Source organism: Pseudomonas sp. MYb60 (genome assembly GCF_002979555.1).
GTDB lineage: Bacteria > Pseudomonadota > Gammaproteobacteria > Pseudomonadales > Pseudomonadaceae > Aquipseudomonas.
Genome location: NZ_PCOZ01000004.1, coordinates 17,020 through 32,561 on the forward strand (window position 1 = coordinate 17,020; position 15,542 = coordinate 32,561).

Annotated in this window: 14 protein-coding genes and 1 pseudogene; 8 read left to right on the forward strand and 7 right to left on the reverse strand. The window is 61.1% G+C overall.

All coding sequences use genetic code 11. The annotated features are described in order from the left end of the window. The first annotated feature begins 52 nt into the window (after window positions 1–52). From CQ041_RS07805 to fabB, 5 genes are all read left to right on the forward strand, one after another. Entirely contained in the window at window positions 53–2,134 is a 2,082-nt protein-coding gene (locus CQ041_RS07805) for a TonB-dependent siderophore receptor (RefSeq protein WP_105522247.1), read from the forward strand. Between the two features lies 1 nt (window position 2,135). Then, window positions 2,136–3,065 (forward strand): ABC transporter substrate-binding protein, encoded by a 930-nt coding sequence (locus CQ041_RS07810; RefSeq protein ID WP_105522248.1) that lies wholly within the window; start codon window positions 2,136–2,138, stop codon window positions 3,063–3,065. After that, complete coding sequence (locus CQ041_RS07815; RefSeq protein ID WP_105522249.1) at window positions 3,062–4,963, forward strand: ATP-binding protein; 1,902 nt, start codon at window positions 3,062–3,064, stop codon at window positions 4,961–4,963. Before CQ041_RS07810 ends, CQ041_RS07815 begins: the two co-directional genes overlap by 4 nt. A 249-nt stretch (window positions 4,964–5,212) precedes the next feature. After that, the gene (gene fabA, locus CQ041_RS07820; RefSeq protein WP_010211704.1) at window positions 5,213–5,728 is read left to right on the forward strand and encodes a 3-hydroxyacyl-[acyl-carrier-protein] dehydratase FabA; all 516 of its coding nucleotides are present in this window, start codon (window positions 5,213–5,215) and stop codon (window positions 5,726–5,728) included. 11 nt (window positions 5,729–5,739) lie between these two features. Next, window positions 5,740–6,960, forward strand: a complete 1,221-nt coding sequence (gene fabB / locus CQ041_RS07825; RefSeq protein WP_105522250.1) for a beta-ketoacyl-ACP synthase I — start codon at window positions 5,740–5,742, stop codon at window positions 6,958–6,960. A 99-nt stretch (window positions 6,961–7,059) separates the two neighbouring features. Here the strand turns inward: fabB and CQ041_RS26780 are convergent, their stop codons facing one another. The 3 genes and pseudogenes from CQ041_RS26780 to CQ041_RS07835 form a co-directional block, all read right to left on the reverse strand. Further along, a complete protein-coding gene (locus CQ041_RS26780; RefSeq protein ID WP_371923008.1) occupies window positions 7,060–7,923 on the reverse strand; it encodes a methyl-accepting chemotaxis protein in 864 nt (287 codons plus the stop codon). Then, window positions 7,915–8,685: pseudogene (locus tag CQ041_RS26785) on the reverse strand (MCP four helix bundle domain-containing protein); the annotation flags it as partial. The gene CQ041_RS26780 and the pseudogene CQ041_RS26785, both read right to left, overlap by 9 nt. A 98-nt stretch (window positions 8,686–8,783) precedes the next feature. Continuing rightward, entirely contained in the window at window positions 8,784–9,806 is a 1,023-nt protein-coding gene (locus CQ041_RS07835; RefSeq protein WP_105522252.1) for an amidohydrolase family protein, read from the reverse strand. Between the two features lie 140 nt (window positions 9,807–9,946). Between CQ041_RS07835 and CQ041_RS07840 the strand changes: the two genes are divergently transcribed. Beyond that, the gene (locus tag CQ041_RS07840; protein ID WP_105522253.1) at window positions 9,947–10,363 is read left to right on the forward strand and encodes an OsmC family protein; all 417 of its coding nucleotides are present in this window, start codon (window positions 9,947–9,949) and stop codon (window positions 10,361–10,363) included. Window positions 10,364–10,427: 64 nt separating this feature from the next. Continuing rightward, window positions 10,428–11,294, forward strand: coding sequence for a pirin family protein (locus CQ041_RS07845; protein WP_105522254.1), 867 nt, complete (start codon window positions 10,428–10,430; stop codon window positions 11,292–11,294). 109 nt (window positions 11,295–11,403) lie between these two features. On the opposite strand, the gene CQ041_RS07850 is transcribed toward CQ041_RS07845, so the two are convergent. From CQ041_RS07850 to CQ041_RS07865, 4 genes are all read right to left on the reverse strand, one after another. After that, window positions 11,404–12,126: a dienelactone hydrolase family protein gene (locus CQ041_RS07850; protein ID WP_105522255.1), complete on the reverse strand. Its 723-nt coding sequence runs from the start codon at window positions 12,124–12,126 to the stop codon at window positions 11,404–11,406. A 66-nt stretch (window positions 12,127–12,192) separates the two neighbouring features. Beyond that, window positions 12,193–14,097 carry a molecular chaperone HtpG gene (gene htpG, locus CQ041_RS07855; protein ID WP_105522575.1) on the reverse strand — a complete coding sequence of 635 codons (1,905 nt, stop codon included), beginning with the start codon at window positions 14,095–14,097 and terminating at the stop codon, window positions 12,193–12,195. Between the two features lie 88 nt (window positions 14,098–14,185). Next, the gene (locus tag CQ041_RS07860; RefSeq protein ID WP_105522256.1) at window positions 14,186–14,638 is read right to left on the reverse strand and encodes a PaaI family thioesterase; all 453 of its coding nucleotides are present in this window, start codon (window positions 14,636–14,638) and stop codon (window positions 14,186–14,188) included. Further along, window positions 14,635–15,111, reverse strand: coding sequence for a PaaI family thioesterase (locus CQ041_RS07865; protein ID WP_105522257.1), 477 nt, complete (start codon window positions 15,109–15,111; stop codon window positions 14,635–14,637). The genes CQ041_RS07860 and CQ041_RS07865 overlap by 4 nt, the downstream gene beginning before the upstream one ends. A 158-nt stretch (window positions 15,112–15,269) precedes the next feature. Between CQ041_RS07865 and CQ041_RS07870 the strand changes: the two genes are divergently transcribed. Further along, a complete protein-coding gene (locus CQ041_RS07870) occupies window positions 15,270–15,521 on the forward strand; it encodes a hypothetical protein (RefSeq protein ID WP_105522576.1) in 252 nt (83 codons plus the stop codon). The last annotated feature ends 21 nt before the right edge of the window (window positions 15,522–15,542 follow it).

The following is a 15,542-nucleotide window of genomic DNA, read 5'->3' on the forward strand; positions in this document are numbered from 1 at the left end:
TCAAGGCCGTTCCGTGCATTTGGGCGCTCCTCCCCGTTCATCACTGTTGCTGATGCTGCTGTGCAGTGCGCCTGCGCTGGCCGATGACCTGTTCCTGGACAACCCGCCGCTGCCCCAGGTGTTGACGGCCACACGCCTCAAGCAATCGGCCGCCGCCGTGCCGGGCAGCATGACCGTGATCGATAGCGAATTGATCAAGGCCAGCGGCGCGCGGGATATCAGCGAACTGTTGCGCCTGGTGCCAGGCATGATGGTGGGCTACACCACCGGCAACCAGGCGGCGGTGAATTACCATGGCACCAGCGCCAGCGATGCGCGGCGCATGCAGGTGTTGATCGACGGGCGCTCGGTGTACCGCGCCGGCCTGGCGACCGTGGACTGGAGCGATATTCCGGTGGCCATGGAAGATATCGAGCGCATCGAGGTGTTCCGTGGGCCCAACACGGTCAGCTACGGCGCCAATGCGCTGATGGCGGTGGTCAACATTCTTACCCGCTCGCCGGCCAACAGTCAGGGCACGCGGGTGAAGGTGGTGCGGGGCGAGCGCGGAATCAATGACTTTTACGCCAGCCAGGGCGCGGCGTGGGACAGCGGTGATCTGCGCCTGTCCCTGTCCGGGCAACAGGATGAGGGTTTCGACAGCGACGCCGCTGGCGCCGACCGCCGTGACAGCCGCCGCCTGAATCGCTTCAGCCTGGCCGTGAGCCAGACGCTGAACGCGCAACAGAGCATCGACTGGCAGCTGAATGCCAAGGAAGGCACCAACCAACGCCCCTATACCTACACCCCGGTATTTGCCGGCATTACCGAAGCCGGTACCAATTCCGACGTCGCGGCCAAGGACTACGCCGGCTCGCTGCGCTGGAACTTCGACTTCAACGCCGATCACAGCCTGTATATCCAAGGATCGGCCCAGCAATGGAACCGCCGGCAAGTCTGGAAAGCGTGCGACGCCAAGGTCTCGTTCAGCCCCGAGTTGACCCAACTGTGGCAACTCAATCCGAACTACGCCGAATTGCTGGCGCGGCACATGGACACTTACAGCCAAGGCACCGCACCCCCCGGCAGCGCCGCCGAGCGGGCGCTGGCCAACCAGGTGCTGGACCAATGGCGCAACGGTGCCAGCCAAAGCGTCTGCGGTGACATCGATCAAAGCACCCGCGAAAGCCGCTATGACCTGGAGCTCCAGGACACCCTGAGCCTGTCCGACAGCCTGCGCCTGGTCAGCGGTCTCAACTACCGCTATGACCGCGCCGAGTCCGACACCTATTTCAACGGCACCCTGGACGATACCACCTGGCGCTTGTTCGGTCAGTTGGAGTGGCGCGCCAGCGAGCACTGGCTGCTGCAAGGCGGCGCCATGTTCGAAGACACTCAACTGAGCGGCCACTCGCTCACGCCACGGATGGCGGTCAACTACCTGATCAACCCGCGACACGGCCTGCGCGCGGTGTACTCGGAAGCCATCCGCTCACCGGACATGTTCGAAAACAACGTCAACTGGAGCTATCGCGTCACCAACCTGAGCTCGCCGGCCTACGGCCAGACCAGCGGCCAGTACTTCGTGAAGACCCGTGGCCCGGGCAATCTCGATAAAGAGCTGATGAAATCCCGGGAATTGGGGTACAACGGCTTCTTCGCCGACCTCGGGCTGAACCTGGACGTGAAACTGTTCTATGACGAAATCACCGACATGATCAGCTCGCCCCTGCGCAATAACCAGTACATTGCCAGCAACGCCAACAGCGCGCGGTTCACCGGGGCCGAGTCGCAATTCGACTGGCGCGTGAGCAATGCCGACCGCCTGCGGCTCACCTATGCTTATGTCGACGCCACCAGCAGCAACCCGCGGGACAAGCTGCAAACCGCGCGCAACAGTGGCTCCGCCGGCTGGCTGCGGGAATGGGGGCAAGGCTGGTCGAGTGCGCTGTTCTACTATGGCAACGATGCCCTCAACGGCTATCGCTACGAACGCGCCGACCTGCGGGTCGCCAAGCGCATCGCCCTGGGCAAAGCCAACGTGGAGCTGGCCGGCATGTTGCAGCAACGCCTCGACAACCAGCCCACTACCTGGGCCGACAACCATTATGATCATCGCCACGTGCTCTACTTCAGCGCGGAGTTAGAGTTCTGATATGGGCAACTTGTCACGGATGACTTCCCGATTCATTCACCGGTTCTGGCGCCGCGCTACGCTGCTGGCGTGCCTGATGCTGACGGCACCCGCGTGGAGCGCCGACATCCTGCTGACGGCCGCCGAAGACGGTGCTGGCGTGCAGGCCTTCGCCCAAGCCCTGGCTCGGCAACGCCCGCAAGACCGCGTCACCTTTACTCCCCTCAATGCCTTGCCGGCGCCCGATCGCTTGCCGGCCACCACGCGCCTGATCCTGCTGGACCTGCCCGGCCTCGACTGGCGCCTGCAGGACACCCAGGGCCCGCCGACCCTGGTGCTGCGCATCAGCCGCCTGCAAGCCCATGAGCGCCTGGGCACCACCCGTCCACCCCGCATTAGCCTGTTGTGGAGCGACCCACCCCTGTCGCGCCAGTTGCAGTTGATCGCCAGCATCCTGCCGCAGGCGCGACGCATCGGCGTGCTCTATGGGCACGACAGCGAATTCCTGCTGCCTGAACTGCGCCGGCACGCCGCGCCGCTGGAGCTGGAGATCGTGCCGCAGCGCTGGGACAACATCAATGACAGTCGCCCGCTGCAAACCCTGCTGCGCAGCAGCGACGTGCTACTCGGACTTGATGACCCGCAACTGTACAACCCGAAAACCGCCAAGAACCTGCTGCTGAGCAGCTACAGCCAGCAATTGCCGCTGGTGGGGCCCAATGCCGGGTTCGTGCGTGCTGGCAGCCTGGCCAGCACCTACAGCGACCAGGCCGACTGGCTGGCCGTGCTTGACCGCCTGCTGGACCAGCCGCCGGCGAACTGGCCGCACTCGCTGTACCCGGATCACTTTAAAGTCGTGGGCAACCCTCAAGTCGCGCGCTCACTGGGGATCGAACAGGTGGATGAAACCGGCGTCGCCGCCCGCTTGGCCGAAGGAGAAAAACGCCCATGACCTTGCGTCGTCGTTGGGATATCAATACCCGCACCCAGCTCATTACCCTAGGTCCGGCGCTGTTGCTGACCTTGCTGCTGATCAGCTTCTTCACCTTCGTGCGCCTCCAGGACCTGCGCCAGGAACTGGACCACACCGGCCAACTGATCGCCAACCAACTGGCTCCCGCCACCGAATACGGGGTGATTTCCGGCAACAACGACGTGCTCGACAGCCTGCTGCGCGCCACACTGGCCACGCCCCACGTGCGTTTCCTGGAGATCCAGGACAGCAGCGAAAATATTCTGGTGTATGTCGAGCAGCCGTCGGAACGGCACGACCGCTCGATGTCGGTAAAAGTGTTCCAGGCGCCGATCCGCCTGCAACATATCCAATTGGGCAATGACTTCTTCCAGGACAACCTCAACGAATCCAAGGCGCCTCGCGCGGACTACCTCGGACGCGTGATCGTCGGCATGTCCAACGATGCCTTCAGCCAACGCCAGCAAGACATCCTGTTCAAGGCCGGCATTCTCGCGCTGTTCGCCCTGCTGTTTACCTTTCTGCTGGCCAGGCGCCTGTCCGCCAGCCTGTCGCAACCGATCAGCGCCATGGGCAACGCGGTGAAAGCAATCCAGCAAGGCGACTACAAGACGCCCCTGCCGATCGTGGACGACTCGGAGCTGGGTGACCTGTCGCGGCATATCAACAACCTCGCCGAAGGCCTCAACCAAGCCAGCCGCGAACAGCAGCAGGCCATGGCGCAATTGATCCAGACACGTGAGGAAGCCGAGCGCGCCAACAACGCCAAGTCGGACTTCCTGGCGATGATGAGCCACGAACTGCGCACGCCGATGAACGGCGTACTGGGCATGCTGCAATTGCTGGAAACCACCGAGATGACCGAGGAGCAGACCGAATATGCGGCGCTGGCCTCCGAGTCCACCGAGCACTTGCTCAAGGTGATCAACGACATCCTCGACTTCTCGCGCATCGAACGGGCGGCCCTGGAACTTGAGCACATTCCGTTCAACCTCGCAGACCTTATCAACAGCTGCGCCCAGGCTTTCCAACACAGCGCCCAGCAGCGTGGGTTGGCGCTCAAACTGGGGGCTGCGCAAGGCATGGACAGCCTGCGGGTGCTGGGTGATCCGACCCGCATCCGCCAGATTCTGGTCAACCTGATCGGCAACGCGCTGAAGTTCACCGAGCACGGTACCGTGAGCGTCGAGCCGCATTGGCAGACCCTTGACCATGAGCTGGTGTGGTTCACCTGCACCGTGCGTGACAGCGGCATCGGGATTTCCGCCGAGCGCCTGGAACTGATGTTCGACGCGTTCCAGCAGGCCGACAGTTCCATTTCAAGACGTTACGGCGGCACCGGCCTGGGCCTGCCCATTGCCCGTACCCTGGCCGAACGCATGGGCGGTACCTTGCGCGCCAAGAGCGAAGAAGGCCGTGGCTCGGTGTTCACCCTGGAAATTCCCCTGGCCATCGACCAGCACAGCGTCCCGGCCATCGCCAGCCATGCCGAGGGCAAAGCCAGCGCTGGCGATGGCCGGCATGTGTTGCTGGTGGAGGACAACCCGGTCAACCGCACCGTGGTCGAAGCCATGCTGCGCAGCCTGGGTTTTGAAGTGAGCCTGGCCACCGACGGCGCCGAAGCGATCCGCAGTGCCGAGAGCCTGATTTTCACGGCCATCCTGATGGATTGTCGCCTGCCGTTGATTGACGGCTATGAAGCCACCCGCCAGATTCGCCAGTTGCCAGGCTGCGCCGACCTGCCGATCATCGCGCTGACCGCCAATGCGTTACAGGGTGATCGCGAGGCATGCCTGGCAGCGGGAATGAACGATTACCTGGCCAAGCCGTTCAAACGCACGGATTTGCAGCAAATCCTGCAGCGCTGGGTGCAGTAGCGCCGCGCCATCAGCCAACTCCGACTGGCGTGAAAGGCGAAAGTGCGGCAGTCTTAGGCACCCGAACGGGCCTATAAACAGGCCCGGTTTAAAATTTCAGTGAACAAGTGTACATTCAGTACCTTGACGCTGTGACTTTCACTACAACGCAATAGTCTATGTGTAGGCTGCCGACATGAGGCACGAACGCTTCATTCGGTTCGGGAAGATTTACCCTACCCTGCCGCATGGGATTATTGAGGAGCTCGCATGACCAAACAAAACGCCTTTACCCGGGAAGATCTGCTGCGCTGCAGTCGCGGTGAGCTGTTCGGCCCAGGTAACGCGCAACTGCCCGCCCCGAACATGCTGATGGTGGATCGCATCACCCATATCAGCGAAGAGGGTGGCAAGTACGGCAAAGGTGAATTGGTCGCCGAGCTGGATATCACCCCGGACCTGTGGTTCTTCGCCTGCCACTTTGAAGGTGACCCTGTGATGCCAGGTTGCCTGGGCCTCGACGCCATGTGGCAGCTGGTCGGTTTCTTCCTCGGCTGGCAAGGCCTGCCGGGTCGCGGTCGCGCCCTGGGTTCGGGCGAAGTGAAGTTCTTTGGGCAGGTCCTGCCGACTGCCAAGAAAGTCACCTATAACATTCAGATCAAGCGCGTCCTCAAGGGCAAGCTGAACCTGGCCATTGCCGATGGTTCGGTGAGCGTCGACGGTCGCGAGATCTATACTGCCGAAGGCCTTCGGGTCGGCGTATTCACTTCCACTGACAACTTTTAAGGGTTATCCGCATGCGCCGCGTCGTTATCACTGGTCTGGGCATCGTTTCTTGCCTGGGCAATGACAAAGAGACCGTCACCGCTAACCTGCGTGCAAGTCGCCCTGGCATCCGCTTCAACCCGGAATATGCCGAAATGGGTCTGCGTAGCCAGGTTTCCGGCTCCATCGACCTGCCCCTCGAAGAATTGATCGATCGCAAGATCTATCGCTTCGTCGGCCACGCTGCCGCCTACGCCTACCTGGCCATGAAAGACGCCATCGCCGACTCCGGCCTGAGCGACGACCAGGTTTCGAACGTACGCACCGGCCTGATCGCCGGTTCGGGCGGCGCATCCACCCTGAACCAGATGGAAGCGCTGGACATCCTGCGCGAAAAAGGCGTGAAGCGCGTTGGCCCGTACCGTGTAACCCGGACCATGGGCAGCACCGTATCGGCCTGCCTGGCCACGCCGTTTGCCATCAAGGGCGTGAACTACTCGATCTCCTCGGCGTGCGCCACCAGTGCTCACTGCATCGGTACGGCCGTCGAGCAGATCCAGCTGGGCAAGCAGGACATCGTGTTCGCCGGCGGCGGTGAAGAAGAGCATTGGAGCCAATCGTTCCTGTTCGACGCCATGGGCGCACTGTCCACCCAGTACAACGAAACCCCGGAAAAGGCCTCCCGCGCCTACGACGCCAAGCGTGACGGTTTCGTCATCGCCGGCGGTGGCGGCATGGTAGTGGTCGAGGAGCTGGAACACGCTCTGGCCCGTGGTGCCAAGATCTACGCGGAAATCGTCGGCTACGGCGCGACTTCCGACGGCTACGACATGGTTGCGCCAAGCGGCGAAGGCGCCATCCGCTGCATGCAGATGGCCATGTCCACCGTGGATACCCCAATCGACTACCTGAACACCCACGGCACATCGACTCCGGTCGGCGACGCCAAGGAAATGGAAGGCGTGCGTGCGGTATTCGGCGACAAGGCCCCGGCCATCAGCTCCACCAAGAGCCTGTCGGGTCACTCCCTGGGCGCCGCCGGCGTTCACGAAGCGATCTACTGCCTGCTGATGATGGAAGGCAACTTCATTGCCGGCTCGGCCAACATCGACGAACTGGACCCGGCTGTCGCTGACATGCCGATCCAGCTCAAGACGGTTGAAAACGCCAAGATCGATACCGTGATGAGCAACAGCTTCGGCTTCGGTGGCACTAACGCTACCCTGGTGCTGAAACGCTGGCAGGGCAAGTAAGGCCTGACGCTTGATCGCATGAAAAAGCCCCGACTGGTTCGGGGCTTTTTTATGGGTGAAGGTTTTGTGTGGCCGGGAGGGCCTCATCGGTGCCCAGCCCTACACGGAAAACCGCGCCACCAGGGTATTCAGGTCCACCGCCAACCGCGACAGCTCCTGGCTCGCCGCGCTGGTCTGGTTCGCCCCGGCTGAGGTCTGGTGCGCCAGGTCGCGGATGTTCATCAGGTTGCGATCCACCTCCCGCGCCACCGCCGCTTGTTGTTCCGACGCACTGGCGATCACCAGGTTGCGCTCATTGATCAAGGTAAACGCTGACGCAATCGCCTCCAACGCCGTCCCTGCCGACTTGGCGATATCCAGGGTCGAGCGCGCGCGCGTGTTGCTCTGCTGCATCGAACTGACCGCCTGATCGGTACCGTGCTGGATCCCGCTGATCATCTGCTCGATTTCCCGGGTCGACTGCTGGGTGCGGTGCGCCAGGGCGCGCACTTCATCGGCGACCACCGCAAAGCCACGGCCGGCCTCCCCGGCCCGCGCCGCCTCGATGGCCGCGTTCAGCGCCAGCAGGTTGGTCTGCTCGGCAATCGAGCGGATCACGTCGAGGACTTTGCTGATGCCATAGACCTTCTGCGCCAAATCTTCGACCTGCGTCACGTTATCCGTCACATCGGTTGCCAGCGCCTCGATCGAGACGACGGTCTGCTGCACCTGCTCGCGTCCCTGCTGGGCAATGCGGTCAGACTCGCGGGAAGCCTGGGACGTGGCCACTGCGTTGCTCGCCACCTCCTCCACCGCCGCCGTCATCTGGTTGACCGCCGTCGCGGCCTGCTCGATTTCCTGGTTCTGCTGGTTCAGGCCCCGCGTGGCGTCCTCGGTGACGCAACTGAGCTCTTCAGAAGCCGACGCCAATTGGTTGGAGGACTCAGCAATGCGCCGGAGGGTATCGCGCAGGTTTTCCTGCATATCCTTGAGGGCCTGCTGCAAGCGAGCAGGCTCATCCTTGCCACTGACGCGGATCTCGCCGGTCAGGTCGCCACTGGCGACGCCCTGGGCGACCCTCAGTGATTGCCCCAGCGGCTGCACGATGCTGCGGGTCAGCCACGCTGCCAGGCCGATGGTCACCAAGGCTGTGAGCACGATCATGCCGATCACCCAATTGCGGGATTGACTGAACACGCTTTGCGCCAGGTTCGCCGCGTGGTTGGCATTGACCTTGTTGAGGTTGACCAGCGCATACAGGGTAGTGGCCATTTCATCGGCAAACTGGTTCATCTCGCCGTTGACCACCCTGATCGCCTCGTCGAGTTGATTGGCCCTGGAAAACCCCATCACCTGCTCCTGGCGCTGCAGGTATTGCTGCTCCTGCGCCTTGAAGCGGTCGAACAGCGCACGCTCCTCGGGCAATACGATCAGCGCCTCGTAAAGCGTTTGGGCCTGGTGCAGGCCATTCTTGAGGTCAGTGAGTTTCTGTTCATTCTGGGCCAGCGCCTGGGAGTCGCGGTTCAGCAGCAAGCGCAAGGTCAGCGCGCGTATCCGCAACAGATCCTGGCTCATCTCCCCCACCGCCATCACACTGGGCAGCCAGTTGTTTTCCACCTGGTCCGACTGCTGGCGCATGTTGGCCATTTGCAACAAGGCGAAACCGCCCAGGGCACACACCATTAACGCGAGTACACCAAACCCCAACCCGGCGCGGGGGGCGATATTCAGACTGCGGATACTCATGCCCGGATTCCTTCCAAATGCGCTGCATCCATTTGCAGCTGGCTTGTCTTGAAAGGTATCGGCCAGGGGATGGATTTACATAAGACAAAAACGCGATATCAATCAGCCCGTTCATCGCCGCGAGGCTTGGGCAGGACGGCCAGAAAGTTGTCACGGGCGACTTTACGCGCCACTGCTTCCGGCAGCGCGTCCAGAAACGGATCAAACCGGTGCATTTCCCTACCCAACTTGTTGAAGCGCCCTACCACGTCCGACCCCAGCATGAAGCGCTCCGGGAAGCGCTCCACCAGCGATACCCACTCCGGCCGAGGCTTGCCCCCCTCATCCAGCAGATACGGCGTGAGCACGCTCCAGGACAGGTCGATGTACAGGTTGGGATACGCCTCCAGCATTCGGCTCAAGGTGGGCAGCAAGAAGTCCATCTGCACCTGATGCCGATGAATCTCTTTGCTGGTGCCCGCGTGCGCCCAGATAAACCGGGTGTGCGGATGATTGCGCAACGGCTCTTCGACTTCGGCCAGGTACAGCGGGTTGCGCTCGCGCTTGGAGGTGATGTTGGAATGCAGCATCACCGGCAGGTCGTTTTCGGCCGCCAAGTGGTAGATGCGGGTCATGGCTTCGTTGTTGGCACGCGGGGTGTCGCCGGCCGTCAGGGCGGTCAGGTCATCATGGCGAGTGAAGACCTCCCCGATGCCTTGCCACAAGCCGGGGTTCAGGTCGAGCATGCGCTGGATATGCGCGGCGGAATTCTTGTCGTTGGGATTGAAGCCCGACAGGAACGGATGAAAGCGCCCGCGTTGCTCCGGCGTCAGCTTGTTGATCGCCGCCGCCACGATGACATCGGTGGCGCTGTACCAGTAGGCATCAGCGTCGTCGCCGGCATAGTAGCGTGGCCGCTTGGGCTCATCCTCGTGCCACTTTTTGGCGACGGGGACACCGGAAATCATCACATGCTCGATACGGCTCTGTGCCATGGCCTCGAGCAGTTTTTCCATGCCCGCGGTTTCCTGGAAAAAATCCACGTAATGCAGGTGCGCATCGCTGTAGACATAGTCCCGGGCCTGAACAGCCAGGCTGGTGGCAGCGAGTAACAGGGCAAGACTCAGGCGGGACCAGGGCACGGTAAAACCTCGATGGGAACTGATACGGGTAGACCTCGCCCGCCCCGTCAGGGTTCATCTATCAAAAAAGGAGGAACACCGGAGTGCCAGCATGCTCTATAACTGCATGACGCTCTTACTGCCACCGTGTGAGGTTTGCCATGCCCGTTACCGTAAACACCCTGAACCAGGACAACTTCCGCCACAGCCTGAACATCGATAATCACGAATTGTTCACCGACCTGCCCAAGAGCCTGGGTGGCGACGATTCGGCGCCCTCCCCTCATGACTATTTCGATGCCGCGCTGGCGTCGTGCAAGGCGCTGACGGTCAAGCTCTACGCGCAGAAGAAAAACATCCCGCTGACCGGCGTGACCGTGGAAGTCACTCATGACGCCACTGAAGAGCAAAAGGGCAAATACAAGCTCAACGTCAAGCTGACGCTCAAGGGCGTGCTCACCGACGGACAACGCGACGAGCTCCACCGTGTGGCCGATCGCTGCCCGGTGCACAAGCTGATGACGACCGCCGAGATCAGCATCGACACGAAATTGTCGGAAGGTGCCTTCAGCCAGTAGCAGCAACATCCTACTGAGCGGGTTATGCTTTGAGCTATACAACCCGCTCAGACTGGGACGCACCATGACCACCCTCACCGTGATCCGCCCTCGCCCCGAAGATGTCGAAGGCCAGCCGATCCTGCGACCGCTGCCGTCGCGGGAATGTCGCAGCGTCGGCCCTTTCGTGTTCTTCGACCATATGCTCCCCACCCACTATGCGCCAGGCACCGGCATGGATATCCGCCAGCACCCGCATATCGGCCTGAGCACCCTCACCTACTTGTTCGAAGGCGCGCTGCAGCACAAAGACAGCCTGGGCTCAGACCAAGTGGTGCAGGCGGGCGATGTCAGCTGGATGACCGCCGGCAGCGCAATTGCCCACGTCGAACGCACCCCCGAGGCGCTCAAGGCCAGCGGTTTCAACCTGCACGGGCTGCAAGTGTGGCTGGCATCGCCCCAGGACCACGAAACCGGCCCCGGCCACTACAGCCATCACCCTGCGGCGAGCCTGCCGGTGAGTGACAACCTGGGCGTGCAGATTCGCCTGATCGCCGGCACTGGGTTTTGCCTCAAGTCACCGGTACCGGTGCTGTCGCCCACGCTGTATGCCGATGTGCAGATGCAGACCGCCACGACCCTGCTGATTCCCGATGAGCACGAGGAACGCGCGGTGTATGTGCTGGAGGGTGAGGCGCAGTTGGACGGTGAAGCGCTGGAGGTGCACAGCCTGGTGGTATTGCCGGAGGGCCAGGAAATGGCGTTGTTTGCCGAGACCGACTGCCACTTGGTGGTGTTCGGTGGCGCGCCGTTGGACGGGCCACGGCGGATCAACTGGAATTTTGTCGCGAGTGATCCTGTGCGGATCGAACAGGCCAGGCAGCGCTGGGCGGCTGGGGATTGGCCGACGGTGCCGGGTGAAACAGACAGGATTGAGCTGCCTGTGAGATAGCAATCGGGGGCAAGCCCCCTCCCACATTTTGACCGTATTTCTTCAGAAGGAACGCGGTTACATGTGGGAGGGGACTTGCCCCCGATGAGGCCGGATCAGACGCTAAAAATTAGCCCCCGAACACTTCATCCAGCACATCATGCATCAACTTGAACGCCCGCTTGGCGGTCTTGGCGTCGTACATCATCTTGCCCGGCACATTGGCATGCGGGTCGGTAAAAGAGTGCACCGCACCGCCAAAGCTGTGCAATTGCCAATCCACACCGGCTGCATTCATCTCCTCTTCAAACGCAGGCAGCTGCTCTCTCGGCACCAACGGATCGGCAGCGCCATGCAGCACCAACACTGAACCCTTGACGTGTTTCGCGCCCGCGGGGTTCTGGGTATCGATGGTGCCGTGGAACGAAACCGCGGCCTTCAACGGCGCTCCGGTACGCGCCAGCTCCAGCGAGCAGAAACCGCCAAAGCAGAAACCGAAGGTCGCCAACTTCGACGTGTCGACTTCGGCCTGGCCTTGCAGTTGCTCCAAGGCAGCCTGCATCAGCTTGAGCAGCTTCGGGTTGTCATTCTTCAACGGCATCATCGCCGCGCCGGCTTCATCGCCATTCGTCGGGCGCACGGTCTGCCCGTATAAATCGGCAATCAGTACCACATAGCCCTTGCTGGCCACGCTCTTGGCAATCTCTTCCGCACCCGCACTCACCCCCATCCAATTGGGCGCCATCAACAGGCCCGGCAGCGGGCCTTGGTGGCTGGCGGCGAACGCGAGGCGACTTTCGTAGGACTGGCCATCAATCTGATAGACCACGGAACGCACAGTGACTTGGCTCATCATTTACTCCAGTTGAGGTGCACTAGAATGAAAAAACCCGCCGAAGCGGGTTTTTCTACATCAGGGTCAAACCGACAGTTCAACCAACAGCTTGTTCAGGCGGCGCACGTAGGCAGCCGGGTCCTTCAAGCTGTCACCGGAGGCCAGGGCCGCCTGATCGAAGAGGATGTGCGACAGGTCGCCAAAACGCTCTTCGCTCTGTTCGCCATCGAGTTTCTCGATCAGCGGGTGAGCCGGGTTGAATTCGAAGATCGGCTTGGAATCCGGCACTTTCTGGCCGCTGGCTTCCAGGATCTGACGCATCTGCATGCCCAGGTCCTGCTCGCCAATGGCCAGAATCGCCGGGGAGTCTGTCAGGCGGTGGGAAACCCGCACTTCGCTGACGGACTCGCCCAATGCCGTCTTGATCCGCTCCACCAGGCCTTCTTTGGCCTTGGCCACTTCTTCAGCGGCTTTCTTGTCTTCTTCGGAGTCCAGGTTACCCAGGTCCAGGTCACCACGGGCCACGTCGACAAAGGTCTTGCCGTCGAACTCGCTGAGGTAGCTCATGAGCCACTCGTCGATACGGTCGGTCAGCAGCAGCACTTCGATGCCTTTCTTGCGGAAGACTTCCAGGTGCGGGCTGTTTTTGACCTGATCATAGGATTCGCCGGTCAGGTAGTAGATCTTGTCCTGACCTTCCTTGGCGCGTGCCAGGTACTCGGCCAGGGCCACCACTTGCTCGCCACCCTCGCCTTGAGTCGAGGCGAACCGCAGCAGGCCGGCGATTTTTTCCTTGTTGGCGAAATCTTCCGCCGGGCCTTCTTTCATGACCTGGCCGAAGTTTTTCCAGAAGCCCTTGTATTGCTCGGGCTCGTTCTTCGCCAGTTTTTCCAGCATGTCGAGGACGCGCTTGGTGAGCGCCGACTTCATGGAGTCGATGATCGGGTCTTTCTGCAGGATTTCCCGCGACACGTTCAACGACAGGTCGTTGGAGTCGACCACACCCTTGATGAACCGCAGGTACAGCGGCAGGAAGGATTCGGCCTGGTCCATCACGAACACGCGCTGCACATAGAGCTTCAGGCCTTTCGGCGCTTCACGCTGGTACAGGTCGAATGGCGCACGGGCTGGCACGTAAAGCAACGACGTGTATTCCAGCTTGCCTTCGACCTTGTTATGGGTCCAGCTCAGCGGGTTTTCATAGTCGTGGGCGATGTGCTTGTAGAACTCCTGGTATTCCTCGTCCTTCACCTCGGTGCGTGGACGGGTCCACAGGGCGCTGGCGCGGTTGACCACTTCCCATTCCAGGGCAGGTTTCTCCTCGCCTTCGGCAGCGGCCTGTTCTTTTGGCAGCTCGATCGGCAAAGCGATGTGGTCGGAGTATTTCTTGATGATGTTGCGCAGGCGGTAACCGTCGGCGAACTCATCTTCAGCGTCTTTCAGGTGCAACACGATGCGGGTGCCGCGGTCAGCCTTCTCGACGGTGGCGATTTCGAATTCGCCTTCGCCTTTGGACGACCAATGCACGCCTTCACTGGCGTCGACGCCGGCACGACGGCTGAATACTTCGACTTTGTCGGCAACGATGAAGGCCGAGTAGAAGCCCACGCCGAACTGGCCGATCAGGTGGGAATCTTTCTTCTGGTCGCCCGAAAGGTTTTTCATGAAGTCAGCCGTGCCGGATTTGGCGATGGTACCCAGGTGGGTAATCGCGTCTTCGCGGCTCATGCCGATGCCGTTGTCTTCGAGGGTGACGGTCTTGGCGTCCTTGTCGAAGCTCACACGGATCTTCAGTTCGGCGCCACCTTCCAGCAACTCAGGCTTGGACAGGGCTTCGAAACGTAACTTGTCGACAGCGTCAGAGGCGTTCGAGATCAATTCGCGAAGGAAAATTTCCTTGTTGGAATACAGCGAATGGATCATGAGGTGCAGCAGTTGCTTCACCTCGGTCTGGAAGCCCAGGGTTTCCTTTTGAGTTTCCACACTCATGGTCATCAAACTCCAATTGGATGGCAGTGGCCGCACCCAGAGGGTTGGCGGCGGGTTGTCATCAGAGTTGGGGGCTAAGACCAGGATTTCAAGGGTGGCCTGGCTCCTCGATTTTGAAATGTGCACGGGCGGTGGCGATGGGTTCAGCGGCAGTGCTCTGCCACGCGGTTATCGCCACATTCGCCACACGCCGACCCTGGCGCCACACTAGGCATTGGGCGTAGGTGTCGCGAAACTGGCCGGCGCGCAGGTAATCCAGGGAAAAATCGATGATCTTCGGCAGGCCCGGCGCGCCGGTAGATACCAGCAGGTGCAACGCTGCCGCAAGCTCCATGAAGCCGGCAATCACCCCGCCGTGGAGCGCTGGCAATATCGGGTTACCAATATTGTCGCGGCTGGCCGGCAGACGAAACAGCAGCTCATCCCCTTGGCGGGTGCATTCGATACCGATCAACCGGGCGTAGGGAATCTGCTCGAGCAACAGGCCGTAATTGCCGCGCGCGTGAGCTTGTTCCAGGCGAGTCCTGAATCGGTGCGTCATGCCTGGACTCCCTTGATCGCGCTGGCCATGCCCTGGGTACCCTTGAGCAGCTTGCCCATGCGCATGAATGTGCCCACTGCATGGGCAATGGGTTGTTCAGGATCCTCTTGATAAGCGAAGCCGCGGGTGAAGATCACGTCGGCGGTCACGCGGTAGCACTGGGCGAAGCCAAACACTGGTTTATGCGGCTCGGCGGGATGCATGTAGTCAATGCGCAGGTCCAGGGTCGGGCACACCTCGAACTCTGGCAACACGCACAGGGTGGCCATGCCGCAGGCGGTGTCCATCAGGGAGGTCAAGGCGCCTCCGTGGATAACGCCGGTCCTGGGGTCGCCCACCAGGTGCGCAGCGTAAGGCATGATCAGCGTGATGCCCTGCTCATTCGCATCCTGCGCGGCAATGCCCAGCACCTGACAATGGCGCAACGCCGACACAAATCGTTTGGCACGCTCTAACAAGGGGTTTTCGGTCATTCGTTCCAGACTCTTATTAGTGTTGTTCTGCAGTTGAAGGGGTACCCGCAAAAGTTCCGATTACGGACCAATTAATATATCTACTGAATAAAAGGAACTAATGCCGAACGGCCATGCTCGAAAGGCCAGTAGATATCTTCAATAAGGAGAAACACCCCATGCGCAAGACTTTAGCTATTTCCATGATGCTGGCCGCTACCCTGGGTCTCGCTGCCTGCGACAAAAAATCCGAAGACAAAGCACAGGATGCCGCCGCGCACTCTGAGCAAGCTCAGCAAGATATGGCGAAGGCTCAGGATAAAGTGAACGACGCTGCAAAAGAAAACGCCGAAGCAGCCAAAGCTCAGGCTGAATCGAACGCAGCCGCCGCAAAAGAAGCAGCACCAGCGACTCCAGCCACCGGTTCTTGAGACCGCGGTTTGAAATAGCTT